Consider the following 25,131-nt stretch of genomic DNA (forward strand, 5'->3'; position numbering starts at 1 on the left):
GGTGTTCTGCGGTCGGGTTACGGCCCGGTCCGTGGTGTTGTTCTGCGGTCCGGTGGCAGCCCGGCCGGTGGCCGGGCCGCGGTGGGCGGCGGCGCCGCTCCCGGCGGTCAGGCGCCTTCCTCGACGCCTTCCTCGGAGCTGACCAGTGCGTCGATCGCGGCGAAGAAGGCCGCGATCCCCGGCAGGTCGGCCCCCTTGGCGCGTGAGGCCGCGAAGTCCTCCGACGAGCGCCAGTCGACGATGTCCAGCCACTCGTCCCCGGCCAGGCGGACCAGCCGGGCGCCGAGGAACCCGGCGCGGTCGGCGCGGAAGTCCGCCAGCATGGCGGGCCGCGCTTCCAGCAGTGCCCCGGCGCGCTCCGGCGCCACCCGGAAACGAGTGATCTCCACGGTTGCCGTCATCGCTCTCTCCTGTCTCGGTGGTACGGCTCGACCATATAGTAAAATTTAGTGACCATCAAGATTGGTGACTAAATTAGAGTGAGAGGGTGGAGATGACGCGGAGCGCGCGCAAGCAGGCGGAGCCCGACCTCGGCATCCTGGCCGGCCAGGTCCTGTTCGCCATGCAGAAGGAGCTGTTCGAGACTCTCGCCGAGCAGGGGCACCCCCGGCTGCGGCCGCGGCACGGCGCCGTGCTGGCCTATCTCGACGCGGAGGGCAGCCGCGCGACGGAGCTGTCCCGGCTGTCCGGCCAGCACAAGCAGGTGATCGGCACCCTCGTCGACGAGCTGGTCGAGCTGGGCTACGTGCGCCGTGAGCCCGACCCGGAGGACCGCCGGGCCAAGCTGGTGGTCCCCACCGCGCTCGGACTGGACGAGATGGCCCGTTCGGACGCCATCATGGCGGCCATCGAGCGGCGCCACGCGGCGGCCGTCGGCGAGCGGGTCTACGCCGACTTCAAACACGTTCTCCAGGAGGTCGCCCGGCTCCAGATCGGCTGGCGCGCGAGTGGCGCCGACGCGGCCGACCGCTGATCCGCGGCCCGCGACCACCGGGCCGGGAGGAGTGGGCGGGGGCCGCCCGCGGCGGCATGGTCACCGGCCCGGAGGCCGCCTCCGCCGGCAGCACCCTCGGCCGACAGCGCCCGCGACGCCGGCGGCGGGAAGATCAGCGCGACGCCGCCCCCGCCCGTCCCGTCCGACCGCCCGGATTGCGGGATTGTCGGTGGCGGCTGGGATAGTCGGAGGGTGGTTCACACTTCCTCCCTCCTTCCCTGTCACGTCCGGCACCTGCCCGGCGGCGTGGTCGAGCTGATGCCGATCGTCATGCCCATGACCCTTGATCCCGCCCAGCGGCGGGCCCTCGCGGCCGAGCTCCTGCGCGGGCTCGACGGGGAGGACCACGCGCCCCTCGGGCGCCGGGGCCTGGAGCTGTGCAACGCCTGAGTGGCCCGTGGCCAGACCGGCCGTCAAGGCGCGCGCGGGTCGACCAAGGCGCCCCAGGGCACACCAGGGCGACCACCGCGGCCCATGGGCGCCGGCGGCCGGGGACACCACCGGATGACGATCTCCCCGCCGGCCTCGGCGGTCACCTGGACGAGTGCGCGGTGCGGCCCGGCATGGCCGTCAGCCGGCCGGGCCGCTCCGCACCGGCCGCGCCCCGAAGGCGTCCCGAAGGCGTCCTGATCGACCGCCGGTCAGATCGATCGCGCCAACTCGGCTGCCCGTGCCAGGTGCTCGGCTCTGACGTCCGCCCAGCCCCCAGGGCCGCCGGAGCTCTCGCCACCGCGCAGCACCGAACCACCGAACACGACGAACTCGCTCGACCGCGCCCGCCCGCCGATGCGATCGGTGATCATGGTGGTCCTCATCGCCTGGTAGCAACCCGACGAGTCGAGCTCGGCGACGCTGTACCCGGCCGTGCACAGTACGAACGCCTTCTGGGCCGCGCGGAGGGTTGCGGGCTTGTAGGCGAATCCCGCCGTCCACACGCGGTCGAACCAGCCCTTGAGCCGTGCCGGGCAGTCGGTCCACCACACCGGGTAGACGAACGCCCACACGTCGGCGGCGTCGAGCTTGGCATGCTCGGCGGCGACGTCGTCGGGAACGGGCGCGTCGGCGCGGTAGCCGGATTCGCGCTCGTACTCGTCGCGTGTGAGTTCTGAGCGGAACTCCATCGCGTAGAGATCCGAGACCGTGCACGTGTGGCCGGCGTCGTCGAGCCCGCCGAGGAACGCGTCGAGAACCTCGCGAGTGAAGCTCCGCTCACTCGGATGCGCGTAGACGATGTGGACATGAGTCACGCACCCCATTCTCGCGCGCTCATGGACTCCCTGGATCCTCTTCCCCCGCTCCCACCTGCCTGATCACGAGAGGGCCGTCCTGATCGCGAGAGAGGAGCGGCGCCGCAGGAGGAGCCGGGCCGGGAGCACGGTCGCCACCAGGGCGAGGGCCGCCGCGGCGGCGACCACCGCGACATAGCCGAGCGGGTCGACGTACGGCACGGCCGATCCGGTCATGCCCAGGCTGAACGCCGCCAGCGTGACCAGCGCGATCCCCGTGCCGAGGACCACCGCGACCACGACCGCCACGAGCGTCTCCAGCCGGAGCATCCGCAGCACCTGCCGCCGCGTGGTGCCGACCAGGCGGAGCAGAGCCAGTTCGCGGGACCTGTCCGAGGTCGACATGGCCAGCGTGTTGACCACGGCGATGGCGGTGAAGGCGACGATCAGGCCCATCGCCACGTAGTTGACCCCGGCGTTGGACGCCCCCGCCTCGACCGCCTGGGCCCGGTCGAGCACGACGGCCCCGGGGGCCGCCCCGGCGATCGCGGCGCGGGACACGGAGGGCGCCGAGACGAGCAGGGCCCCGAGCGGGTCGTCCACGTGCTGGGCCACCAGCGCGTGGGGGAGGGTGAGCTCGCCGAAGCCCAGGCCGCGGGCGTAGATCGCGACGACCCCGAGCGTGACCGGGGTGCCGTCGCCCAGCGTGAGGCTCACCCGGCCGCCGACGACGGCGCCGAGCCGCCCGGCCGCGTTCTCGCTGACCGCGATGTCCTCCTGGCCGAGACGGTCGAGCGAGCCCGACACCACGTCCAGGTCGACCGTCCGGTCCAGGCCGTCGGCGGTCACCGCCTGCGCGCCGTACTTGTCGAGGCCGACCCGCACCGAAGTGTGCAGCACCTCGGTGACCGCCTCGACGCCGGGCACCTCCCGCAGCGCCTGCGCGACGACGCCCGGGACCCGCGGGCCGAGGACGTAGTCGGCGCGGCTGCCCGCGCCGGCCTGCTCCTGCGCGGCGTGTCCCATCGTGGCCTGGACGGACAGGATCGTACAGGTCATCGCGGTCATCAGGCCGAGCGACGTGACGACGGACGCCAGCCGCGCGGAGCCGGCGCGCAGGTTGGCCGCAGCCAGGTGACCGCCGGCCCCGGCCGCCCGCAGCAGCGGCCCGAGCACGGCCGTCGCCGCCCGCGCGACGACCGGGCCGAGCAGCGCCACGGCGGCCGTCCACACCAGCGCGGTGAGCATGGTGACCGGGCTGGAGGCCGCCTCGGTCGACAGCGCCGACAGCAGGAGGGTCAGCGCGACGCCGCCGCCGGTGAGGAGCAGACCGGCGACCGTCCGGGCCCGGGGCAGCCGCGCCGCCGGCAGGGCCGCCTCGCCGAGCGCCTCCACGGGCCGGATCCTGATGACCCGCCGGGCGGACAGGAGCGCCGCGGCCCACGCGGCCAGCACGGTGGCCGCCAGCGCGACGATCACCGGGAACGGGCTGACCACCAGCCGCAGGTGCTCGGGCATCGCGCCCAGCGCCACGAACCTGGAGCGCAGCCAGAAGCCCAGCCCGACACCCGCGCCGGAACCGATGAGCCCGGCGACGCCGGCGACCAGCAGGGCCTCGCCGCCGAGCAGCCTGCGCACCTGCCCGGGGGTGGCCGCGACGGCGCGCAGCAGGGCGATCTCCCGCCGGCGCTGCTGGATGGACAGGGAGAACGTGCCGGTCACGACGAGGACCGCGACGAGCAGCGACGTGCCGCCCAGCGCGCCGCCCAGGCTGACCAGCGTCGCCCGCGCCTTCTCGGCGTCGAGGAACTCGACCGTGCCTCGGCCGTCCCCGGTGTGGGCGAGCGCCTTGACGTCCTTCAGCGCGGCGGACACGTCCACCTGCGGGAAGACGCCGATGGCGCTGACCTGCCCCGGCCGGCCGGCCAGCCGGCGGGCCTCGGCGGGAGCGAAGAAGAGCGTGGCCTGGCCGGGCAGGGCCTGCGCGGTGACGCCCGCCACCCGGTAGCTCCGCGCTCCCTCCCCGGTCACCACGTCCAGCCGGGCGCCCACGGCCAGGCCCGAACGGGCGTCCACGACCACCTCGTCACCGGCCCGCGGTCCGCGGCCCGAACGCAGCGTGAACGGGGTGAGCGCGGCCGACTCCCAGCCGTGTCCCTGTGCCCGGCCCGCCCCGGTGTAGACGGGGAAGATCACTTCGGTGACCACCCGCTCGACCCCGGGGACCCGGCGCAGCCGCTCGGCCAGCGAGGCGGGGATCCACGCCCGTTCGGCCAGCGGCTTGGCCTTGGTCTTCGACTTCCCCTTGGATCCGCCGACCGTCTGGCGGACGGACTGGTCACCGGCCACGATCACCGGGGCGCCCGCGTAGCGCTCGGGCGCGACGGCGCCGCGCAGCCCGGTCTCCAGCAGCATCCCGCAGGCGCAGACCAGCGCGGCGGCGCAGAGCAGGGCCACGAAGGCGCCCGCGAACCCGGCCTTGCGGTGCCGGAGTGTCCGCAACGCGAAACCGATCATCACTTCCACGCCCCCAGCCTCGTCATCCGCTCGGCGACCTTCTCGGAGGTCGGCGCCGCCATGGCGTCCACGATCCGGCCGTCGGCCAGGAACAGGACGGTGTCGGCGTACGACGCCGCCACCGGGTCGTGCGTCACCATGACCACCGTCTGGCCCATCCCGTCGACGACCTCGCGCAGCAGCGTCAGCACGTCGCGGGCGGTCATCGTGTCGAGCGCGCCCGTCGGCTCGTCGCCGAACACCACCTCGGGCCTGGTGACCAGCGCCCGCGCGATCGCCACCCGCTGCTGCTGGCCGCCGGAGAGCTGGGCCGGCAGGTGGCCGGTCCGGCCCTCCAGGCCGACCCGCCGCACGACCTCGGCCAGCCACGCGCTGTCCACGCGGACGCCGGCCAGCCGCAGGGGGAGCGTGACGTTGTCGAGCACGGTGAGCGACGAGACCAGGTTGAACGCCTGGAACACGAACCCGACCCGCTGCCTGCGCAGCACCGTCAGCGCCGTCTCGTCCATCCCGGCCAGTTCGGTGCCGCCCAGCCGTACCGAGCCGGAGGAGGGCACGTCCAGCCCGGCGGCGCAGTGCAGGAACGTGCTCTTGCCCGAGCCGGAGGGGCCCATCACCGCGGTGAAGCTCCCCCGGGCGAAGGCCGCCGACACCTCGCGCAGGGCGGCCACGGCCCCCTGCCCTTTCCCGTACACCTTGCTCACCGCGTCCAAGCGCACCGCATCCGTCATGGCTCCAACCCTGCCGACCTGCTGTGACGCGGGCCAGAGACGCGATCACGCGTGCACCATGACGTCATCATGATCCGGACACTGATAGACATATGCCTGTGATTCGCGTGCTTCTGGCAGAGGATCAGCACGTCATCAGGGGAGCCCTGGTCGCGCTGCTCGGCCTCGAACCGGACCTTGAGGTCGTCGCCGCGGTCGAGTCCGGCGACGCCGTCGTCCCCTCGGCCCTGATCCACCGTCCGGACGTCGCGGTGCTCGACATCGACATGCCCGGCACCCTGGACGGCCTGGCCGCCGCGGCCGTGCTCCGCGCCGAGCTGCCCGGCTGCCGGGTGCTCATGCTGACCGGGTACGGCAAGCCCGGGCACCTGCGCCGGGCGCTCGGCGCGCAGGTGGACGGATTCCTGCTGAAGACCGCGCCGCCCGAGGAGCTGGTCTCCGGGATCCGCAAGGTGGCGGGCGGGGAGCGAGTGCTCGATCCCTCGCTCGCGGTCACCGCGTGGGATCTGGCCGACAACCCGCTCACCCCCCGCGAGGCCGACGTGCTCCGGCTGGCGGCCGAGGGGGCGGAGGCCACCGAGATCGCCGGGCGGCTCCATCTGAGCGCGGGGACGGTGCGCAACTACCTCACCACGATCGTCACCAAGCTCAACGCCCGCAACCGTACCGACGCCGTCCGCATCGCCTCCGAGGCCGGCTGGATCTGACCGGCTCCGGAGGCCGGCCGGTCCGGCCGGGGAGAGGCGCTCCGGCGGGCCCGTGGGGCGCCCAGGCGTCCAGCTCGAACCAGCCGTCGCCCGCTCCGGCCGTGAGCGTCCCGTCCAGGACCGCCAGGCGGGTCGTCAGGTTGCCGATCCCCGACGACCCCCTCCTGCCGGTGGAGGGGGGCGCCCCGTCGTTCCGGACGCGGAGCCGTACCCCACCGCCCCCCGGCTCCGTCGAGATCGTGCAGGAGCGGGCGGCGCTGTGCCGCAGCACGTTGGTCACCGCCTCCCGGAGCACCGCGCTCAGCACGGTCTCGACCTCGGCGGGGAGCGCGCCGTGCGCCAGGTCGACCTCTGTCTCGATGCCCGCGGCGGCCAGCACCGACCGCGCCGACTCCGCCTCCACGGCCAGGGACATGCCGTGCGCGTCGCCGGAGACGGCCCGCACGTCCGCCTCGGCCCGCCCGGCCATGGTCAGCACGTCCTCCAGTTCGGCGCGGGCCGGTCCGGGGCCCAGGCGGCGGGCGAGCTCGCACTTGAGCAGGATCGCGGCCAGGCTGTGCCCGAGCAGGTCGTGGAGGTCACGGGCGGCGCGCAGGCGTTCCTCGACGACCGCCGAACGGGCGAGCTCCTCCCGGGCGGCCTGGAGCTCCTTCACGAGCTGGGCCAGGCGCTGCAGGCTGTAGACGACCAGGCCGGTCACCAGCGTGCTCACGACGTAGTTGACCGTCAGCGGGAGCGGCAGGCCGAGCAGTACGGCCATCACCCCGACACTCGCCGTCACGCAGACGACCAGCGGCACGGCCACCGCCCAGGGGAGGGCGAGCAGGAGCGGCCCGGCGAGGAAGCCCGCCACGCCCAGCCACGCGCGCCCGAACACGGCGACCGGCAGGTAGGTGAGCAGCGCCATCAGGATGAGCGCCACCGTGTGCCGCCCGTTGACCGAGCGGAGCTGCATGACGACGATCACGGCGAGGCAGGCGGCGGCGGGCAGGGCCAGGTCCGCGGGGACGGCCAGCAGCGCCTTGATCGAGAAACCCACCAGCACGGTGCCCAGCAGGGCGACGGAGAGCCCGTAGGCGCTGCGGTCCTCGGCCGCCTCCACGGGCCTGCGGACGTCGGGGAGCATGACGTCGACGACCAGCCGGCCCTCGGGAGTGAGCCCGGTGGACAGGGTGCCGCCCGCGGCGGCGACCTGGGCGGGCAGGTCGCCCAGGTTCTCGTCCTCGGCGGTGGGCGCGTCGTCGCTGACGACGCGGAGCCCCGCCCTCCCCTCCTCGGCGACCGTCTGGATCAGGCACGTCCTGGCCGTGCCCCGCCGCACGATCTCGGTCACGGCCTCCCGCAGCACGGTGGCCAGCAGCGCGCCCGCGGGCCCCAGCGGCTCCGCGTGACCGATGCGCACCTCCACCGGCACCCCCGCGGCGGCCAGCATCGCGCGGGCGGTGGCCACCTCGGGCGCCAGCGACATGGCCCGGTAGCCGGCCGCGGCGTTCCTGGCGTCGGCCAGGCAGGCGCGGGCGGTGCCGACGACCTCGCCGAGCACCTCCGCCACGCGGTCCGGCTCCTCAAGGGCCAGCCGGACGCCCCTGGTGATCTCGGCGAGCCCCCTGCCGAGACCGTCGCTGAGCCCGGCGGCGATCCGCAGCCGCTCCTGCGCGACCGCGGCCATCGCCAGGGCGAGCCGGGCGGCGTGCACCTCGTCGACCCGCTCGGTGAGCCTGGTGAGGCCGTAGACGACCAGGCTGATCAGCACCATGCTGATCGCGGAGTCCGCGGGCCCGATCAGGGCGGCGCTGAGCACGACGGGCAGGACGAGCGGCCACCACGGCGTCAGCAGCAGCGATCCGCCCAGGAAGCCGAGGATCCCGACGGACGTGCCGGAGCCGAGCGTCGCGGCGTAGACGGCCGCGGACTGTACGGCGAGCAGCCACCATCCCCTGAACCTCCGCAGGGAGGGGAACACGTAGCAGAGCTGGAGCCCGAAGACCACGATCGCGAGCAGCGAGCCGGCGAAGACGTAGACAGCCGCGAACCCCGCCAGCACCACGGTGACGATCCCCCGTGCCAGACCAGTCATCCGGCTCCCCCAAGTGCGCAGACCAGGGCAGAAGCCTAGTGCTCGGCACGATGGTGACGGACAGCCGGTCAAGCGGTCAGGACGGTCAGAGCGGTCGGGGCGGGAGGGGGCGCGACCCGCGGCCGACCGGCCGGACGGACGTGGACGGCCGCGGGTCCGGGGCTCACCCGGTGAGGCGGGCCAGGAGCGCCCGGCTCTCCTCCTCCAGATACGTGAGACCGAGGTCGCGGTGCGTCTCGAGTGCGGCGCGGGCGTGGTCGCGGGCCGCCGCCGTACGGCCCAGCCGCCCGGCCAGCTCGGCGAGGACCAGGTGGGTGGAGCCCCAGCCCGCGCTGCCCATCCCGGCGACGATCAGCTGGTCGGCGTACGGCAGGAGCCTGTCGTAGCACTCCCCGGGATCGGGGACCCCCAGCCTGGCGGCGACCAGCCCCCAGACGGGGATGAGGAAGTCGGCGATCCAGTCCTCCCCGACCTCGGTGCCCCAGCGCCCGACGAGCTCACGGGCCAGATCGGGCCGGCCCGCCTCAAGGGCGGCCAGGACCGCGACCGGCCGGAGCGGGACCAGCTGCGGATCCTCGGCCGCGGCGACCAGCTCGTCGACGACCTCGGCGGCCCGGCCCTGCCCCCGCCTGCACGTGTAGGTCGTCACCAGCAGGCGGAAGCGCTCACCCCAGCGGCTGGAGCCGAACCGCATCGCGCCGAACCTGCCCAGCAGCGACTCCGCCTCCTCCCACCGCCCGTCGAGGGTACGGCGGGCGGTCTCGGCGATGCGCACCATCCCCTCAAGCTCCGGCCGGGGCGCCTGGCCCAGCAGCCGCTGGCAGCGGGCCAGGTCGCGGTCCCATCCGGCCAGGTCCCCCATGCGCAGCAGGCACGTCATCCGGGAGATCCTGGCCACCAGCTCGGCCGCCCGTGGCAGGCCCGGCAGGGCGAGCATCTCCTCGGCCGCCCGCAGCCGCTCCGGAGTGCCGCCGGGGACCCAGACCGCGGCCATGTAGTTGTTGAGGGTGCGGGCGAGCAGCGCGGTGTCCCCCACCCGGCGGGCGATCTCCACCGCCTCGGCCGCGTGCCGTTCCCCCTCGGCGCGGCGCGGCCCGTAGTACAGCTCCAGGGCGAGCGTGCCCAGCAGCGCCGCCCGGTCGCGCTCGGCCAGCGGCCCGGCCAGCAGGTCCTCGATCACCTCGACCATCCGCCCGTCCACCTCGCCGTAGGAACGCCAGTGCCATATGGCCAGCCCGCCGAACACGGTGATCGCGGAGACCAGCGCCGCCCGGTCCCCCGCCCGCAGGGCCAGCTCGACCGCCTCCTCCAGGTCGCGGTGGGCCGCCTCGGCCTGGCCCACGGTACGGCGGGCCTCTCCCAGCCTGGCCAGCAGCGTGGACCTGGCCACGCCGTCACCCGGCGGCAGCGCCGCCAGCGCGAGCTCCCAGAACTCCACGGCCTCGGTGTAGGCGAGCTGCGCCGCCGCGTGCCGGGCCGCCCGGGAGGCGTGCTCCACCGCCTTGGCCGCGCCGCCCACCTTCGCGGCCAGGGCGAAGTGGTGGGCCAGCGTGGCCGACTCGGCCTCGGGCAGCAGGGGCTCCAGTGCCCGGCCCGCCCTGAGGTGCAGCCGGGCCCGCTCCAGGCGGCTCAGCCCGGCATACAGCGCGTCGCGTACCAGCGCGTGGGAGAAGCGGTAGTCGAAGCCGCCGGGCGTCTCGGCCAGCAGGCCGGTCGCCACCGCCGGTTCCAGCAGCGACATCACCGGCTCGGCGGGGAGGCCGGTGATGGCGCCGAGCAGGTCGACGTCCACCTCGCGGCCGGTCACCGCGGCGGCGCGCAGCAGCTCGCGCGTCTCCTCCGGGAGCCGGGCGACCCGGCGTTCGATGACGTCGCGCGCGCCCGGGGGGACGGCGTCCGGCAGGCCGTGCTCGCTCTCCCGCAGGCGCAGCAGCTCGCCGAGGTAGAAGGGGTTCCCGCCGGTCCGCTCCAGCAGCAGGGCGACCAGCTCCGGCGCCCCGTCGATCCGCCGCGAGCGCAGGTAGGACGAGACGCCGTCGGCGTCGAACGGGTCCAGCGCCACCCGCTCGGTCGCCTGCTCCCTGGACAGCGCGGCGAGGGTGTCGCGCAGCTGCCCGGGGTGCTCGCCGGGCTCGGGGCGGAGCGTGGCCACCACCAGCACCGGGTGGCCGGCCAGCTCGCCGGCGACGAAGCTCAGCAGTTTGAGCGAGGAGACGTCGGCCCAGTGCAGGTCCTCCAGGAGCACCAGCAGCGGTCCGCCGGTCGAGGTCAGCGCGGACGCGACCCGCCCGTACAGCTCGAACAGCGCCACGTCGGGGTCCTGGCCGCGCGGCGTCTCACCCGTGAGCAGGCCCGCGTCGGCCCCGAGCTCGCGCAGCACCTGGGTCCAGGGCCAGAAGGCGGGGGCCGTGCCGTCGACGGAGCGGCCCCAGGCCGTTCCGAAACCGCGCGCGGCAGCCTGGTCGGCCGCGGCCTGGGCGAGCCGGGTCTTACCGATCCCCGCCTCCCCGGTGATCAGCATGGTGCCGCCGTGGCCGCGCCGTACCTCCGCCAGCCGCTCCTCCAGCCGCAGGAGCTGCTCCTGCCGTGCCACCAGCCCCTCCCGCGCCCGTGCCACGACGGGCGGCGGGGCGGGGACGGTGGACGTACCGGAGCCGGCGGGCGTGCCGAGGACGGTGGACGTGCCGGAGCCGGCGGGGGTGGCGGGCGTGCCGAGGACGGCGGGGGTGGCGGGCCGCGCCTCAAGCCCGCTCGCCTGCTCGAACACCGCCTGTTCCAGCCGCCGCAGCTCGGGGCCCGGCTCGATGCCGAGGTCGCCGGCGAGCCTGGCGCGGACCCTGCGGAGCGCGGCCAGCGCGTCGGCCTGCCGGCCCGCCCGGTACAGCGCCAGCACCAGCAGCCCCCACAGCCGCTCCCGGTAGGGGTGCGTCTCCACCAGCGCCTCCAGGTCCGGCACGCACGTGCCGCTCTCGCCCAGCGCCAGCCTGGCCTCGAACCTGTCCTCGACGGCGGTGTCACGCAGCTCGCTCAGCCGCGCCACGACCGGCTGGGCGAACTCCTGGTCGGCGAACTCCCCCAGCGGGTCCCCCCGCCACAGGCCCAGCGCCCGCTCCAGCACCCGGAGCGCCTCGGCGTGCGCGCCCCGCGCCAGCGCCCTGCGGCCCTCGTCGGTCCAGGCGGTGAAGCAGGTCAGGTCGACCTGGCCGGGAGCGACGGCCAGCAGGTAGCCGGGTTCTCGGGTGAGCAGGACCCGGGGCGGCGTGCGGGGCGGCCGGTCCGGCTCCAGCACCTTGCGCAGGTGCGCGATGTAGGCCTGGAGCGTCCTGGTCGCGCCCGCGGGCGGCTCGCCGGTCCACAGCTCCTCGATCAGCCGGTCGAGTGAGACCACCCGGCCGGGCTCCAGGGCCAGCATCGCCACCAGCGCGCGCTGCTTGCGGGTGCCCAGGTCGAGCGGCCGGCCCGAGCCGTCGGCCACCTCAAGCGGACCGAACAGCCGGAAGGTCATATCGGTCGGCATACATCCTCTTTCATCGTCTTACATCGGTACCTCAACTCGACCCCAGCTCGATCCCATACCGGCTGGTCCACAGTAGATCCAACGGAAGGAGAGGTCATGAACGAGCTGAGGAACGCGGTCCGGGGCCGGGTCCTGGTGGCGGGCGACGAGGGGTTCGAGCAGGCCGGGCGGCCGTGGAACCTGGCGGTGGAGCAGCCGGTCCGGGCCGTGGTGGAGGCCGAGGACGCCGACGACGTGGCCGCGGTGGTCGGCTACGCCCGGCTGGCGGGGCTGGCGGTGGCGGCCCAGCCCAGCGGGCACGGCGCCAGCGGTTCGGCCGACGGGGTGATCCTGCTGCGCACCGGGCGGCTCGGCGACCTCGAGGTGCGGCCGGCGGAGCGGGTGGCCCGGGTGGGCGCGGGCGTGCAGTGGGGGCAGGTGCTGGCCGCGGCGGGCCCGCACGGCCTGACCGGGCTGGCGGGCAGCTCGCCGGTGGTCAGCGTGACCGGCTACACCCTCGGCGGCGGGCTGAGCTGGTTCGGCCGCCGTCACGGTTTCGCCGCCGACAGCGTGCGGGCCTTCGAGGTGGTGGACGCCGAGGGGCGCCGGGCGCGGGTGAGCGCCGGATCCGATCCGGAGCTGTTCTGGGCGCTGCGCGGCGGCGGTGGTGACTTCGCGCTGGTGACGGCGGTGGAGTTCGACCTGCATCCGGTGCCGCGGCTGTACGGCGGGCGGGTCATGTGGCCGGCCGAGCGGGCGGCGGAGGTGCTGGAGGCCTTCCGGGAGATCACCGCCGGCGCGCCCGAGGAGCTCACCGTCTGGTTCGACCTGCTGAGCTTCCCCGGATCCCCGCCCTTCGTCGCCCTGGACTCGACCTTCCTGGGCGAGGCCGGTGAGGGGCAGGACCTGCTGCGCCGCCTGGACAAGATCGACGGGGCCGTCATGGACAGCCGGGGCGTCCTGCCGGTGGCCGAGCTGGGCGGCATCTGCGCCGAGCCGACCGCCCCCGGGGCGGGCCTGTCGCGCGGGGAGCTGCTGACCGGCCTCGACGACGCGGTGGCCCAGGTGCTGCTGTCGCGGCCCATCGACCCGCTGCTCAGCGTGCAGATCCGGCACCTGGGCGGTGCGCTGGCCCGCCCGGCGGAGGGCGGCGGCGCCTGCGGGCACCTGACCGAGCCGTACTCGCTCTACATGTTCGGCATCCCCTCGACGCCCGAGACCGCGGCGGCCGTCGGGGAACGCCAGAGCGAGATCGCGGCCGCGCTCGTGCCGCACACCAGCGGGCGCAAGCCGTACACCTATCTCGCCCCGGGCGAGCGGGCCGCGGCGGCCTTCACCGGCGACACCGTCACCCGGCTCCGCGACCTCAAGCACGCCCGCGACCCCCACGGCGTCTTCCGCAGCAACTACCCGGTCCTCGGCTAGCGGCCGGAGCGACGGCACGGCGGCACGCGGTGACGGTGTGGCCCGGCACACCCGTCGGGCGGATCCCGAACGCGGTCCACCCCCTCGACCAGGTCCCGTCGCGGCAGGAGAACCGGCTCGTGATCGCCGCCGGGCGTCTCGTCCCGCAGAAGGGGTTCGACCTGCTCATCCCGGCGTTCAAGCAGGTCGTGCGCCGCCATCCGGACTGGCGGCTGCGCATCTACGGCACCGGCCCGCGCGACGTCATCACCGACGGGGTCGACGGGCTGCTCGCCCCGGCCCAGGACGCCGACGCGCTGGCCGCCGCCGTCAACCGTCTCGTCGCCGACCGGGAGTTGCGGATGGGCGCGGCGGCCTTGCGGACGGCGCGGGACCACGCCCCCGAGGCGGTCACCCCCATGTGGGAGCGGCTGTTCGCGGACCTCCTGCGGGGCGGCACGGCCGCGAAAACCCGAAGTTAACAGTTCTGACCATTCTGACCGCGTTCTGACCAAACTGACCGCAGCACAGATTGCGGGGGAGCGCGCGGGTGGGGTTCACTTCTTGAGGGTGCTCTGAATGAGCCGGCGGGAAATCAATATGGCCGGCGACCGGATCGGCACCGTAGCCGAAAAGGTTTTCCCGGTGAGAGCGGCCTCCGTTCTCCCCTCATTCACGTGCCCGATGCGAAGACGTCCGTTCAAATGATGTCCGGTGCCGCCCATCAGCCGTCATATGCATTAAGGGAGCCCACTGGAATGCCGCTCGCCCTGCTCGCGCTCACATTGAGTTCTTTCGGGATCGGGACCACCGAATTCGTGGTCATGGGGCTGCTGCCCAATGTCGCCGGCGACCTTTCGGTCAGCATCACGACAGCCGGTTTCCTCATATCCGGATACGCGCTGGGCGTCGTCGTGGGCGGCCCGCTGCTGGTCGCGGCCGGCATCCGGATGCCCCGCAAGAACATGCTCCTCATCCTCATGGTGATTTTCATCTGCGGCAATCTGCTGTCGGCCCTGGCGCCCGGCTACGCGCTGCTGATGCTGGGACGGGTCACGACCGCGATCTGTCACGGCGCCTTCCTGGGCGTCGCCTCCGTCGTGGCCGCCGACCTGGTCGAGGAGAGCAGGAAAGCCCGCGCGATCGCGATGGTCTTCACCGGGGGCGCCGCCGCCAACGTCGTCGGAGCGCCGCTGGGCACCTGGGTCGGGCAGAACTTCGGCTGGCGTGTCACCTTCTGGATGCTCGTCGGCATCGGGTTGGTCGGCCTCGCCGGCATCGCCCGGCTGATCCCCGCGCAGCGGTCGCAGGCCGATGCCCGGCTGGGCCGGGAGTTGGCGGTCCTGCGCCGGCCGCAGGTGGGGCTGGCGCTGGCCATGACCGCGCTGAGCCTCGGCGCGCTGTTCGCCTCCTTCAGCTACGTAGCGCCGATGCTGACCGAGGTGACGGGTTACTCGGAGGAGGCGCTCACCCCCCTGCTCGCCCTCTTCGGCGTCGGCCTGGTCGTGGGCAACACGCTCGGCGGCCGGTACGCCGACCGCGCGCTGATGCCCACCCTCGCGACCGCGCTGGCCGCGCTCACGGCCGTGCTGGCCGTGTTCGCCTTCACCGCCGGCTCCCCGGTGCCGGCGGCGATCACCTTCGCGCTGCTCGGCGTCGCCGGGTTCGCCACCGTCCCGGGGCTGATGACCCGGGTGATCAGCAAGGCCGAGGGGGCGCCGACCCTCGCGGCGGTCGTCACGGTCTCGGCCTCCAACGTCGGCATCGCGCTGGGCGCCTACCTCGGGGGCCTGAGCATCGACGCCGGATACGGCTACACCTCGCCCAACTGGATCGGCGCGATCATGGCGGCCGCCGCGCTCGCGCTGACCATCGCCTCCGGCGCGCTGGAGACGCGCGGCGGACCCACACGCGGGATCAACACCCCCGTCCCCTCTCGCGGACATCGGTCCTGACGGTCAGGACTGTTCCGACGCTTGTCCAGTCACATGCGTTCGCCAGCCACAGCGAGCCCGGCTCCGAAGACGTCCGCCCGACCGCCCCGGTGGCGGGACACCATCACGGTGAGGGCGGAGGACAATCAGCGAAGGATGCGCATGCCCACAAAAGTCCCCACCCGGCCCCACGTATTCGAAACATTTGAGAAAAAGCTCCAGGAGCTCCGGAGCAACGGCCTTTACCGGCACTATTTCTCCACCGCGCACACGGCCGCCAGCCCGGGGCAGACCCTCCGTATGGGTCATGAGGTCCAGGTGTGGTGCAGCAATGACTATCTCGGCCTGAGCCAGCACCCGGATCTCATCAAGGCACAGATCGAGTCGACCGCGCTGCACGGCACCAGCATGGGCGGTTCGCGCAACATCGGCGGGACGAGCGTCACCCATGTCGAGCTGGAGTCAGAGCTGGCCGGCTGGCACGGGAAGGAGCGCGCGCTCATATTCTCCAGCGGCTACGTGGCGAACTTCGAAACGCTCAGCGTGCTGCTGTCGGCGGTCCCGGACATGGTGGTCATCTCGGATGAGAACAATCATCGCTCCCTCATCGAGGGGATCCGCCGGGCGAAATGCGAAAAGCGGATATTTCGGCATAATGACCTGGTCGAGCTTGAGCGCTGCCTGGCCGAGCACGACAGGTCGCGGCCCAAGATGATCGTCTTCGAGTCGGTGTACTCGATGGACGCGGACGCGTCCCCGATCAGCGCGATATGCGACCTGGCCGAGCAGTACGGCGCCCTGACCTATCTCGACGAGACGCACGCCATCGGGGTCAAGGGACCGACCGGCGCGGGGATCTGCGAGGAGATCGGCGAGACGCGGCCGACCTTCGTCCAGGGCGTCTTCGGCAAGGCCATCGGGACGGTCGGCGGATACGTCGCGGGTCCCGACGCGGCCCTGGACTACGTGCGCTCCTACGCGCCCGGCTTCATCTTCACCACCTCCCTTCCGCAGGCCTGCATGGACGCCACGATGAAGGGCCTGGACCTCGTACGGCGCGGCGACGACCTGCGCCGGGCGCTGACCGACAACTCGCTGCGCATGAAAGCCGCCCTGCGGTCGGCCGGCATCCCCTTCATCGACGGGGAGCACCACATCATCCCGGTGATGGTGCCCGGCAGCGACCGCGTCCGCAAGGTGGCCGACCTCCTCCTGGAGGACCACCTCATCTACGTCCAGCCGATCAACTTCCCGTCCGTCCCGCTCGGGACGGAGCGGCTGCGTGTCACCGTCGCCCCGTACCGGACGGCCGAACAGATCGAACACTTCGCGTACGCCCTGGAAGACAGCCTCGCCCGCGTGTGAACCAAGGAGACGGCAATGGACAAGCTCGACCTGACCCCCTTCATCGGCGCGGAACTGACCGGCGTCACCTACGAGGACCTGCGGCGGGACGACGTCTTCGACGAACTGGTCACCGCTCTCCACCAGCGCGAACTCGTGATCATCCGTGGGATCGAGGTGACGCCCCGGCAGCAGGTGGACCTCGCGGCCCGCATCGGCAGGCCCATCCCCTTCGTGCTGGAGCAGTACCGCTACCCGGAGCTGCCGGAGATCATGATCTCCTCCAACGAGGTGCGGGACAACAAGTCCATCGGCGTGGCCCGGGTCGGCAACTTCTGGCACCAGGACTCGTCCTTCGTCGCCAAGCCCGCCGAATACACCATGCTGCACGGGGTGAACGTCCCGCAGACCAGCGGCCACACCCTGTTCGCCAGCGCCGTCGACGTCTACGACCGGCTGCCCGACGACTGGAAGAAGAAGATCGACGACCGCAAGGCATGGCACACCGTGGCCAAGCGCCTGCGCATCCGCAGCGAGCACGTGGGACTGTCGACGGCCGAGTACAGGGCCTGGATCGAGGAGAAGCACCCGAAGGTCGAGCACCCGCTGGTGCGGCAGGACCCCTTCACCAAGCAGACGTATCTGTACGGCGCCCCGGAGTACATGGACTCGGTGCAGGGCTTCGACGCCAACGAGAACGAGGCGTTCTTCACCCTGCTCGACAGCCTCATCCAGGACCCGGACCACGTCTACACCCACCGCTGGACCCCTGACGACCTCGTGGTGTGGAAGACCGCCACGACCCTGCACGCGGCGACCGACGTCGAGCCCGGGGTGGCCCGGACCGTGCACCGGGTCAGCATCGAAGCCGAGCAGCCGTGGGCGGAATAGCCGATCTGGAGGTCGCCTTCCCCACCTCGCGCGTCAGCGTGCGGCACATGTCCGCCATGTCGGGGGTCCCGGTCCCCGAGATCCTGGAGATCACCCATTCCAGGAGCTTCCCGGTCCTCGGCCCGGACGAGCGGTCGTGGGAGCTGGCGCTCGAAGCGGCCAGAGCCGTCCTGAAGCGCACGCAGGTGGAGCCCGGCGCCATCCGGCAGGTGATATTCGCCGGCTCCGGCGAGTGGGACGTCCCGTTCTGGTCGCCGGCGGCCAGGGTGGCCCTCGGACTCGGCATCGAGCGTGCCCACTGCTTCGAGATCGGCAACTTCTGCAACGCCGGGATGACGGCGGTCCGGACCGGGCTGGACGGGATCGCGGCGGGCCGCGCCGAGTACGTGCTGGTGCTCGTCGGCGACCGGCTGGGCACGATGGTCGACTACCGCGATCCCGGCTCCAAGGCGCTGTTCAACCTGGGCGACGCCGCCGCCGCGATGCTCCTGGCGCGTGAGGACTACGCCTTCGAGGTGCTGCACTCGGCCATGCGGACCGATCCGAGCTGGTCGGACTACTACACCGGCGAGCACCGGCCGGACCGGGTCGTGATCCGCCGCAACGGGCACCGCGGCGGGCTCGCGGCGGCCTACGTGGAGAACTTCACCGCGCTCGTCGGCGAGACGCTGGGCGCGCTCGGCGCACGGGCGTCGGACGTGTCCCACTTCCTGATCAACCAGGGGGACAGGTCCATGCACGAGCGGCTCCTGCGGGAGACCGGCATCCCGGCGGACCGCAGCGTCTTCAACTACGACCGGCTGGGCCACATGGGCGGCGCGGACACCATGATCGCCCTCCGCGGGCTGCTGGACGGCGGCGGGATCCGGCACGGCGACCTGATCCTGCTCGCCACCAGCGCCATGGGCTTCAGCTGGGGCGTCACGGCCCTGCGGTACCGGCCGGACGGCCAGGTGTGATCTCCGCGGGGACGGCGGCCGCCCGCCGCGAGCGGCGGGCGGTCCCGTCTCCCATGACAGGGAAGGGTTGGACATGAGACACGATCCCTATGGTTCGGGCGTCCTGAGCAAGGACATCCCCACCGAACTGCGACGGCTCCAGCTGCTGGAGAACGCCCTGGACCCGCTGAGCATCGCGGCCGTCGAGAAGCTCCCCCTGGGCTCCACCCCGAGGATCCTGGACATGGCCTCGGGAGCCGGCTCCATGTCCTACTGGCTGGCGGACCGCTACCCGGGCGGGAGCGTGGTGTCGGCGGACATCGACCCGCGCTACCTCGACGCGGAGCGCGCGCCGAACCTGACGGTGCGCACCTTCGACATACGTGAGGAGGATTTCCCCGAGGGCTCCTTCGACCTCATCCACGCCCGGTCCGTGCTCAAGCACCTGCCCGAGCGCGAGGACGTGCTGGCCCGCCTCGCCGACTGGCTGGCGCCGGGCGGATGGCTGGCGGTCGTGGACGGCTACTGGTTCCCCTCCGACGACACGGCCCACCCGGAGTGGGGCGGGGTCCTGCGGGCGATCGTCGAGCAGATGAACTCGCAAGGTGGCGACATGCGCTGGACCCGGCGGCTGCCCGGGCTCGTCGCCCGGCTGGGACTGACCGAGGTCGACGTACGGCTGACGCCCTCGCTCGCGGGCTGGGAGGGCTGGGGCGAGCAGTTCCACCGGTGGATCCGCCCGACGATCCGGCAGACGGGGCCGACCCTGGTGGAGAAGGGCTATGTCACCGCGGAGGAGGTCGAGCGCTTCCTCGCCTCCGAGGACGGCCCGCACATGGCCGAGTGGTTCGGCGTGGTGGCGTCGGTCGTGGGCCGCCGGCCGTGACGGTCCCGCGGGAGGCGGTCCGGCGGCTGGGTTATGAGGATTTCGCCGACTGCCTCCGGCTGGCCCAGGATCGCGGCTGGCCCGCCGAGTACCGTGCGTGGGACCTGCTGTTCGCGCTCGGTGAGGTGTACGGGATCGACGACCCCGCCGGAGGGCTGGCCGCGACGGTGGCGCTGGCCCGGTACGGCGGCGCGCTCACCACGGTCGGCGGGCTGCTGGTCGCCCGCCGGCACGGCCGCCGCGGCCTCGGCTGCGGGCTGATGAGATACGCGACGGAGCGCGCCGAGGCCGCGAGCATCTGGCTGACCGCGACCGAGTACGGGCGGCGGATGTACGCGGACCTCGGCTTCCGGGTGACCGGCACGTGCACCAGGTATGCCGGCCGCCTGCGCTCCGGCGGCCGGCCGGGGGGACCGTCCCGCGAGGCGGACCTGTCCGACCTCCCCGCGGTGGTCGCCCTGGACGCCGAGGTCTTCGGCGCCGACCGTACCGAGCTGTTCACCCGCCTGTTCTCCGCCGCCGAGCAGATCCGCCTGGTCGAGGGGCCGGCGGGCGTCCGCGGGTTCGCGGGCCTCTGGCGCGGGGTCGACGGCCCCGTCGTCGGGCCGCTGGTCGCCGAGGACTCCGGCACCGCGGCGGCGCTGCTGTCCGGCCTGGCCCCGGCCGTCGACGGCCCGGTACGGATCGACCTCGACGGCCACCGGCCGGAGCTGCGCGCCTGGCTGGAGGAGCACGGCCTCCGGGAGACGGGCGGCACGGCGGTCATGGTCCACGGCGACGACCTCCCCGGCGACCGCACCCGGCTGTTCACGCCGGTCACAGGGGCGATCGGCTGACCGGGGCCCCGGGAGACGTCCCGGGGCCCGTGCCGAGCCGGCGCCGGCCCCGCCGTACCGGCGGACGTCGGCGCGCCCGTGCGGGGAGCCGCCGGCCCGCCGTACCGGAGGACGCCGGCCCGCCGTACCGGAGGACGCCGGCGCGCCGGGCCGGTGGGCGTCAGCGGGCCGGGCCGGTGCGGGACAGGAACCGCTCCGTCCGCTCGGCGAGGTCACGGACGCGCGCGTCCGCGTCCGGATACCGCCTGAGCTCGCCGAGCGCCTCCCGCAGCGCGATCTGGATCATGTTGACGGCCTTCTCGGGCCGCAGGTCGAAGACGGGCCCGATCGCCCCGGCCGCCTCGTCGACCTCCCCGTACCGCAGGTGGGCGCGGAGGGTGTCGATGCGGGTGAGAGCCTCGACCCCGTAGAAGCGCCGGCCCGGCGCGAGCGCCTCGAAGTGGTCGAAGAACCCGCGGAACTCCTGCAGCGCCCGGTCCGGCTGGTCCAGCGCGAGGTAGGTGGCGCCGACGAGATAGGACTGCCGGTCCCGCTGCAGGACGAAGACGCCGCCGTCCCGCGCCGGGGCGTCGCGCGGGCCGTCCAGCCAGCCGGACACGGCCTGCTGCGCGTCCTTCTCCAACCCGATGGCGGCCCACGACCGGGCCCGCAGGAGCGTGAGGAAGGCGTCGAGGCCGTCGTCCGCCCGGTATGTCAGCGCCTCCCCGGTGCGCTGGGCCGCCTCCATGAAGTCGCCCATCCAGAACGCCTGCCTGGCCTGGGCGAGACGGACCCAGCGCCGCGCCTCATGGTGGTCGGCCAGCTCCGCCAGCTCCCAGGCGGCCGAGGCGTGGTTCTGGGCGGCCCGCGGGTCTCCGAGGTCGTCGGCCATCCACGCCAGCAGCGCACAGCACTTCGCCCCGAGCGAGAGCAGCTTCCTCTTCTGTGACGGCCGCTGGGGACCTGCCAGCGACGTGGCTATGCGGTCGCGTAGGAGCACGGCCCGGTGGATGAGGGAGCCGGGCGGCACGTGGAAGCAGGAGACGGAGATCGCGACGAGCTCGCTGTTCACCCGCTCCAGGGCGGCCTCGTCCATATTGGTCACCGACACGCGTCTGGCCAGCCTGATCGAGTCGCAGGAGTCCCGGATCAGGGGCGTGAGGTCGGAATGGCCGGCGGAGAGGTCCGGGGCGGCTCCGGCCGGGGCGATCACCCGGGAACCGATGTTCGGCATGGACCGGTCAGGCCAGATCATGCTGACGTCGATCGGCTCACCGAGGCGCTCGGACAGGACCCTGGCCACCGCGTGGGGTATGTCGCGCCGCGGGTAGGCCCCCCTGAGCCAGTGGTAGGGCGCCTTCGGGCTGATGCCCTCGCTGCCGCGGATGTGGTTGATCTCTCGCGCGAGCTGCTCAGGCGACCAGCCGAGCCTGTCGAGGAAACCTTGGAGCTGCGTGGTAGCGCACACGGAAGCCGCCTCCTTCTGCGCTGCTGCCGGCTTTACCCACTGCTGTCACATCGGAGCCTGATCCACGTCCACCATATCAGACACAACCTACTGGTTTAGTATAGATTACGCGATCCCCGCGCGTACAGCAGCACCTCCCCGCCGCCATCCGCCCCCACCGGTGGCCCAAATTCGTGGAATGAAGCATTCCGTTCTGATAGACTGAGGTCAGTAAGAACGCCTCGAAGGGAACATTCCATGAGCACCGAGATCCGCCCCTTCCGCATCGAGATCTCCCAGGCCGACCTCGACGATCTGCGTGAGCGCCTCGGCCGCACCCGCTGGAGCGGCGAGATCCCCGGCACCGGCTGGAGCCGGGGCGTGCCGGTGGACTACCTGAAGGGGCTGGCCGACTACTGGGCCGACGGCTACGACTGGCGCGAGGCCGAGGCCCGGCTGAACAGGTTCCCGCAGTTCACCACCGAGGTCGACGGGCAGAACATCCACTTCGCGCACGTGCGCTCGGCCAACGCCGACGCCACGCCGCTGCTGCTCATGCACGACTGGCCCGGTTCGTTCACGCAGTTCACCGAGGTGATCGAGCCGCTGTCGCGGGACTTCCACGTGATCGTCACCTCGACGCCCGGGGTCGGTTTCTCCGGCCCGCTCAGCGGCCCCGGCTGGAACACCGGGAAGATCGCGAGCGCGTTCGTCGAGCTGATGGCCCGCCTCGGCTACGAGCGCTACGGCGTCCAGGGCGGCGGCGGGGGCGCCTGGATCGCGATCGAGATGGGCCGCCAGGCCCCCGACCGCGTCATCGGCGTCCACGTCAACGGTCTGGTCACCTTCCCCTCCGAGGACCCGGCCGACTTCGCCGGCCTGACCGGAGGCGAGCAGGAGCGCCTGGCCCGGCTGCAGAACTTCCGGGACGACATGATGGGCTTCAACGTCATCCAGTCCACCCGCCCGCAGACCCTCGCCTACGGCCTGCACGACTCGCCGGTCGGGCAGCTCGCCTGGATCACCGAGAAGTTCAAGGAGTGGACCGACCCGGCCGCCGAGCTGCCCGAGGAGGCCGTGGGCCGCGACCACCTGCTGACCAACGTCAGCGTCTACTGGTTCACCGGCACCGCGGGCTCCTCGGCCAACCTCTACTACGAGATGGCCCACGACCCGGGCGCGTGGGCTCCCAAGGAGCGCGGCACCGTCCCCACCGGGGTGGCCGTCGCCCTCGGCACCGACGTCGCCATCCGCCGCTTCGCCGAGCGCGACAGCAACGTCGTCCACTGGACCGAGTTCGAGCGCGGCGGCAACTTCCTCTCGCTGGAGCAGCCTGAGCTGCTGGTCGGCGACGTCCGCGAGTTCTTCGGCAAGCTCGGCTGACCTCCGGATCCGGTCGCAACCGATCTGTTACGTGTCAGCCGCCTTTCCCGGGGCACTCGTCTGTCACCCGACCTACAGGGAGCGTGAACATGACGGTTACCGGCATCATCACCGCCATAGTCATCGGAGCCATCATCGGGGCCCTGGGCCGTCTGGTGGTCCCGGGCAAGCAGAACATCCCGATCTGGCTGACCATCGTGATCGGAATCGTCGCCGCCCTCATCGGCACCGCCCTCGCGGGGGCGCTGGGAGTGGCCTCGACCGGCGGCATCGACTGGATCGAGCTGCTCCTGCAGATCGGTCTGGCGGCGGTCGGCGTGATCCTGGCCGTGAGCATGTACGGCAGGCGCCGCGTCCATTAGAGAGTCCGCCTCGACAGGGGCGACCGCGGGACGGTGACACCGACCGGCGGGCATCCGGCGGCCCCGGTCCAGGAGCGATCTGCTCCCGGGCCGGGGCCGCCGCCCGTCCGCTTGCCTCCGCGTCGAGGAGAGGGGTTAACTGGATGAGGCGCCGCACGACCTCGTGGTGAGAGGTCGTCGCGTGCGCCGGCAGGTGGTCGCGCCGCGGGGGGCCTCGCGGTGGCCCGCTCCCCACACCGGTGCGGGCAGGGCCCTGCGGTCCCGGATCCAGCGGCACCGGCCGCCGCCGTCGGCCGGCCCCGCCTGACAGCCGCCCCGCGGCCGAGGCAGGACGACATGGACTACCAGGAGTTCGTCACGATCGTCGGCCAGGTCGCCGACATCTCGGACGAGGAGGCGGAGAGCGTCGCCCGCCTGACCCTCCGCACGCTCGCCCGGCGCGTCACCCCCGGGGAGGCCGAGCGGCTCGGCCGGCGCCTTCCGGGACCGCTGCGCCCGTCCGTCGAACCCACCGGTCCGCCCGAGCGGTTCCACGTCGACGAGTTCGTCCGGCGCATCGCGGAGCACACCGGGCTCGACGCCGAGGCGGTCGCGGAGCAGGCGCGCGGCGTGCTGGCCGCGCTGTGGCGGGCGGTGGGTCCCGACGGGTTCGAGGACCTCCGCGCCGAGCTGCCCCCGGACTTCTACCCGCTCATGGACACCGCGGTGGCCGCGGCGCCCCCGCCGGCCCAGGACGAGCCGCCGTTCACGGGCCGCCTGTCCGGCGAGGAGCTCCTCGACCGCGTCGCGGAAGGCGCCGCGACCGACCGTGCCCGCGCTCGCCGCGCCACCGAGGCGGTGCTGGAGATGCTGGGTCTGCGGCTGCCGGCGGGCCAGGCCGACGATCTGACGCCGCTCCTGCCCCTGCCGCTCCGCCCCGCCCTGCGGCGGGGCCGGGCCAGGGGGCGCGGCGGCACCGTGCCGCTGTCGCCCGACGTCTTCCTGCACGACGTCGCCGTGCGCGCCGGGGCCGACCGGGCGGAGGCCGCCAGAGACGTGCGGGCCGTGTTCGCGGCGCTGCGCGAGGCCATCGGCGACAGGGAGTACCACGACACGGTCGCCCAGCTCCCCGGCGAATACCGGCCGCTGATGAGGCAGGGGTGACAGGCCGGGACCGGCCGCCCGGCGGACGGGCCCGCCGTACAGACGCGGAGGACACGCACCCCGCTCCGGCGGATCCGCGCCGACCCGGCGGGCGGGCACGCGGGACGGGCCCGCCGCGCTCCGGTAGCCGCTCCAGGCGGGCGTGGGCCGGCGCGAGTGAACACGGAAGCGAGCGGGTACAGGTGAGCGCGGACGGGTATGGCGGGCGACCGGTGGAGTCGACGGAGAGGTCATCCGAAATCGAGTTCGATCGCCGTTCCGGACCGGAAAGACGGTGACCCGATTCCTCGATCCGGTGGTCCGGCCGGACGGGCCGAATACGTGAAGGCCATTCATATCGGATCCCGGCAAGCGCCCGCGGCAATCCGTTCCGCGAAAACGACGCCGCCTCGGTGGATCCCCCCTCTTGACACCCCGCCAGGGAACCGGAAACTCAACATAGGGCGAACATCAAGCCCACCCCAGGGAAATAACAGATCAACGGGAAAGCCGGAGTGCCGGCTGAGCGCAGAGGATGCAGGGAAATCTCTAGAGAAGTGTCGATATGACCTGTTGGCGCGAGATCGGCAGGTCAGTATGGCATCTATTTCGGACAGGCCCTATCGTGGCTTATGTGTTATTTATAAACCAATAGCCATAAGTGCCAATTACTCAGCCCCTTTACCTTCCCAATAGATCACGGTCAGTCTAATATTTGGACCTATGTCATGGCGCGCATCAGATTTCCCAGATAGGCAGCCTGGGCCCTCTGGCCGCGGTGACGCTTCCGCCCAGCACGAATCGGACCACTCGTCCGACTGGCATCCCGAGCGACTCGCCGCATTCGATTGGCGGAA

At 72.9% G+C, this 25,131-nt stretch carries 21 protein-coding genes; 14 read left to right on the plus strand and 7 right to left on the minus strand.

Going from position 1 to position 25,131, the window contains the following annotated elements; all coding sequences use genetic code 11:
• Positions 1-107: 107 nt before the first annotated feature.
• A complete protein-coding gene (locus tag ACZ6R6_RS14130; protein WP_470093295.1) occupies positions 108-401 on the minus strand; it encodes an antibiotic biosynthesis monooxygenase in 294 nt (97 codons plus the stop codon).
• A 92-nt stretch (positions 402-493) separates the two neighbouring features.
• Here ACZ6R6_RS14130 and ACZ6R6_RS14135 point away from each other — a divergent pair, with 92 nt between their 5' ends.
• Together ACZ6R6_RS14135 and ACZ6R6_RS14140 are read left to right on the plus strand one after the other, a co-directional pair.
• Positions 494-973 carry a MarR family winged helix-turn-helix transcriptional regulator gene (locus ACZ6R6_RS14135; protein WP_470093654.1) on the plus strand — a complete coding sequence of 160 codons (480 nt, stop codon included), beginning with the start codon at positions 494-496 and terminating at the stop codon, positions 971-973.
• A gap of 213 nt (positions 974-1,186) precedes the next feature.
• The gene (locus ACZ6R6_RS14140; RefSeq protein ID WP_470093297.1) at positions 1,187-1,384 is read left to right on the plus strand and encodes a hypothetical protein; all 198 of its coding nucleotides are present in this window, start codon (positions 1,187-1,189) and stop codon (positions 1,382-1,384) included.
• A gap of 251 nt (positions 1,385-1,635) precedes the next feature.
• Here the strand turns inward: ACZ6R6_RS14140 and ACZ6R6_RS14145 are convergent, their stop codons facing one another.
• The 3 genes from ACZ6R6_RS14145 to ACZ6R6_RS14155 form a co-directional block, all read right to left on the minus strand.
• Positions 1,636-2,241 carry an NAD(P)H-dependent oxidoreductase gene (locus ACZ6R6_RS14145; RefSeq protein WP_470093299.1) on the minus strand — a complete coding sequence of 202 codons (606 nt, stop codon included), beginning with the start codon at positions 2,239-2,241 and terminating at the stop codon, positions 1,636-1,638.
• A gap of 63 nt (positions 2,242-2,304) precedes the next feature.
• A complete protein-coding gene (locus tag ACZ6R6_RS14150) occupies positions 2,305-4,737 on the minus strand; it encodes an ABC transporter permease (RefSeq protein WP_470093656.1) in 2,433 nt (810 codons plus the stop codon).
• Positions 4,737-5,468 carry an ABC transporter ATP-binding protein gene (locus tag ACZ6R6_RS14155; protein WP_451932621.1) on the minus strand — a complete coding sequence of 244 codons (732 nt, stop codon included), beginning with the start codon at positions 5,466-5,468 and terminating at the stop codon, positions 4,737-4,739. Before ACZ6R6_RS14155 ends, ACZ6R6_RS14150 begins: the two co-directional genes overlap by 1 nt.
• A 98-nt stretch (positions 5,469-5,566) precedes the next feature.
• Here ACZ6R6_RS14155 and ACZ6R6_RS14160 point away from each other — a divergent pair, with 98 nt between their 5' ends.
• Positions 5,567-6,175, plus strand: coding sequence for a response regulator transcription factor (locus ACZ6R6_RS14160; RefSeq protein ID WP_470093301.1), 609 nt, complete (start codon positions 5,567-5,569; stop codon positions 6,173-6,175).
• Here the strand turns inward: ACZ6R6_RS14160 and ACZ6R6_RS14165 are convergent.
• Together ACZ6R6_RS14165 and ACZ6R6_RS14170 are read right to left on the minus strand one after the other, a co-directional pair.
• Entirely contained in the window at positions 6,117-8,252 is a 2,136-nt protein-coding gene (locus ACZ6R6_RS14165) for a sensor histidine kinase (protein WP_470093303.1), read from the minus strand. The genes ACZ6R6_RS14160 and ACZ6R6_RS14165 overlap by 59 nt on opposite strands.
• 163 nt (positions 8,253-8,415) lie before the next feature.
• Positions 8,416-11,769, minus strand: coding sequence for a BTAD domain-containing putative transcriptional regulator (locus ACZ6R6_RS14170; RefSeq protein WP_470093305.1), 3,354 nt, complete (start codon positions 11,767-11,769; stop codon positions 8,416-8,418).
• Between the two features lie 96 nt (positions 11,770-11,865).
• Here ACZ6R6_RS14170 and ACZ6R6_RS14175 point away from each other — a divergent pair, with 96 nt between their 5' ends.
• The 8 genes from ACZ6R6_RS14175 (at position 11,866) to ACZ6R6_RS14210 (ending at position 19,981) form a co-directional block, all read left to right on the plus strand.
• On the plus strand, positions 11,866-13,173 hold the full coding sequence (locus ACZ6R6_RS14175) for an FAD-binding oxidoreductase (RefSeq protein ID WP_470093307.1): 1,308 nt from the start codon (positions 11,866-11,868) through the stop codon (positions 13,171-13,173).
• A gap of 29 nt (positions 13,174-13,202) precedes the next feature.
• Positions 13,203-13,634 carry a glycosyltransferase gene (locus tag ACZ6R6_RS14180; protein ID WP_470093309.1) on the plus strand — a complete coding sequence of 144 codons (432 nt, stop codon included), beginning with the start codon at positions 13,203-13,205 and terminating at the stop codon, positions 13,632-13,634.
• Positions 13,635-13,910: 276 nt separating this feature from the next.
• The gene (locus ACZ6R6_RS14185; protein WP_470093311.1) at positions 13,911-15,107 is read left to right on the plus strand and encodes an MFS transporter; all 1,197 of its coding nucleotides are present in this window, start codon (positions 13,911-13,913) and stop codon (positions 15,105-15,107) included.
• A 141-nt stretch (positions 15,108-15,248) separates the two neighbouring features.
• Positions 15,249-16,451 carry a 5-aminolevulinate synthase gene (gene hemA, locus ACZ6R6_RS14190; RefSeq protein ID WP_470093313.1) on the plus strand — a complete coding sequence of 401 codons (1,203 nt, stop codon included), beginning with the start codon at positions 15,249-15,251 and terminating at the stop codon, positions 16,449-16,451.
• A 15-nt stretch (positions 16,452-16,466) separates the two neighbouring features.
• Positions 16,467-17,321, plus strand: a complete 855-nt coding sequence (locus tag ACZ6R6_RS14195; RefSeq protein ID WP_470093315.1) for a TauD/TfdA dioxygenase family protein — start codon at positions 16,467-16,469, stop codon at positions 17,319-17,321.
• Positions 17,309-18,280 (plus strand): 3-oxoacyl-ACP synthase III family protein, encoded by a 972-nt coding sequence (locus tag ACZ6R6_RS14200; RefSeq protein ID WP_470093317.1) that lies wholly within the window; start codon positions 17,309-17,311, stop codon positions 18,278-18,280. Before ACZ6R6_RS14195 ends, ACZ6R6_RS14200 begins: the two co-directional genes overlap by 13 nt.
• Before the next feature lie 73 nt (positions 18,281-18,353).
• On the plus strand, positions 18,354-19,145 hold the full coding sequence (locus ACZ6R6_RS14205; RefSeq protein ID WP_470093319.1) for a methyltransferase domain-containing protein: 792 nt from the start codon (positions 18,354-18,356) through the stop codon (positions 19,143-19,145).
• Positions 19,142-19,981 (plus strand): GNAT family N-acetyltransferase, encoded by an 840-nt coding sequence (locus ACZ6R6_RS14210; RefSeq protein ID WP_470093321.1) that lies wholly within the window; start codon positions 19,142-19,144, stop codon positions 19,979-19,981. The genes ACZ6R6_RS14205 and ACZ6R6_RS14210 overlap by 4 nt, the downstream gene beginning before the upstream one ends.
• A gap of 160 nt (positions 19,982-20,141) precedes the next feature.
• On the opposite strand, the gene ACZ6R6_RS14215 is transcribed toward ACZ6R6_RS14210, so the two are convergent.
• Positions 20,142-21,428 carry a hypothetical protein gene (locus ACZ6R6_RS14215; protein WP_470093323.1) on the minus strand — a complete coding sequence of 429 codons (1,287 nt, stop codon included), beginning with the start codon at positions 21,426-21,428 and terminating at the stop codon, positions 20,142-20,144.
• Between the two features lie 237 nt (positions 21,429-21,665).
• Between ACZ6R6_RS14215 and ACZ6R6_RS14220 the strand changes: the two genes are divergently transcribed.
• The 3 genes from ACZ6R6_RS14220 (at position 21,666) to ACZ6R6_RS14230 (ending at position 24,295) form a co-directional block, all read left to right on the plus strand.
• Positions 21,666-22,790: an epoxide hydrolase family protein gene (locus ACZ6R6_RS14220; RefSeq protein WP_470093325.1), complete on the plus strand. Its 1,125-nt coding sequence runs from the start codon at positions 21,666-21,668 to the stop codon at positions 22,788-22,790.
• 89 nt (positions 22,791-22,879) lie between these two features.
• On the plus strand, positions 22,880-23,152 hold the full coding sequence (locus tag ACZ6R6_RS14225) for a GlsB/YeaQ/YmgE family stress response membrane protein (protein ID WP_306861283.1): 273 nt from the start codon (positions 22,880-22,882) through the stop codon (positions 23,150-23,152).
• A gap of 336 nt (positions 23,153-23,488) precedes the next feature.
• Entirely contained in the window at positions 23,489-24,295 is an 807-nt protein-coding gene (locus tag ACZ6R6_RS14230; RefSeq protein WP_470093327.1) for a DUF2267 domain-containing protein, read from the plus strand.
• Positions 24,296-25,131 lie beyond the last annotated feature (836 nt).

The sequence above is a fragment of the Streptosporangium sp. NPDC048886 genome, from assembly GCF_055586905.1.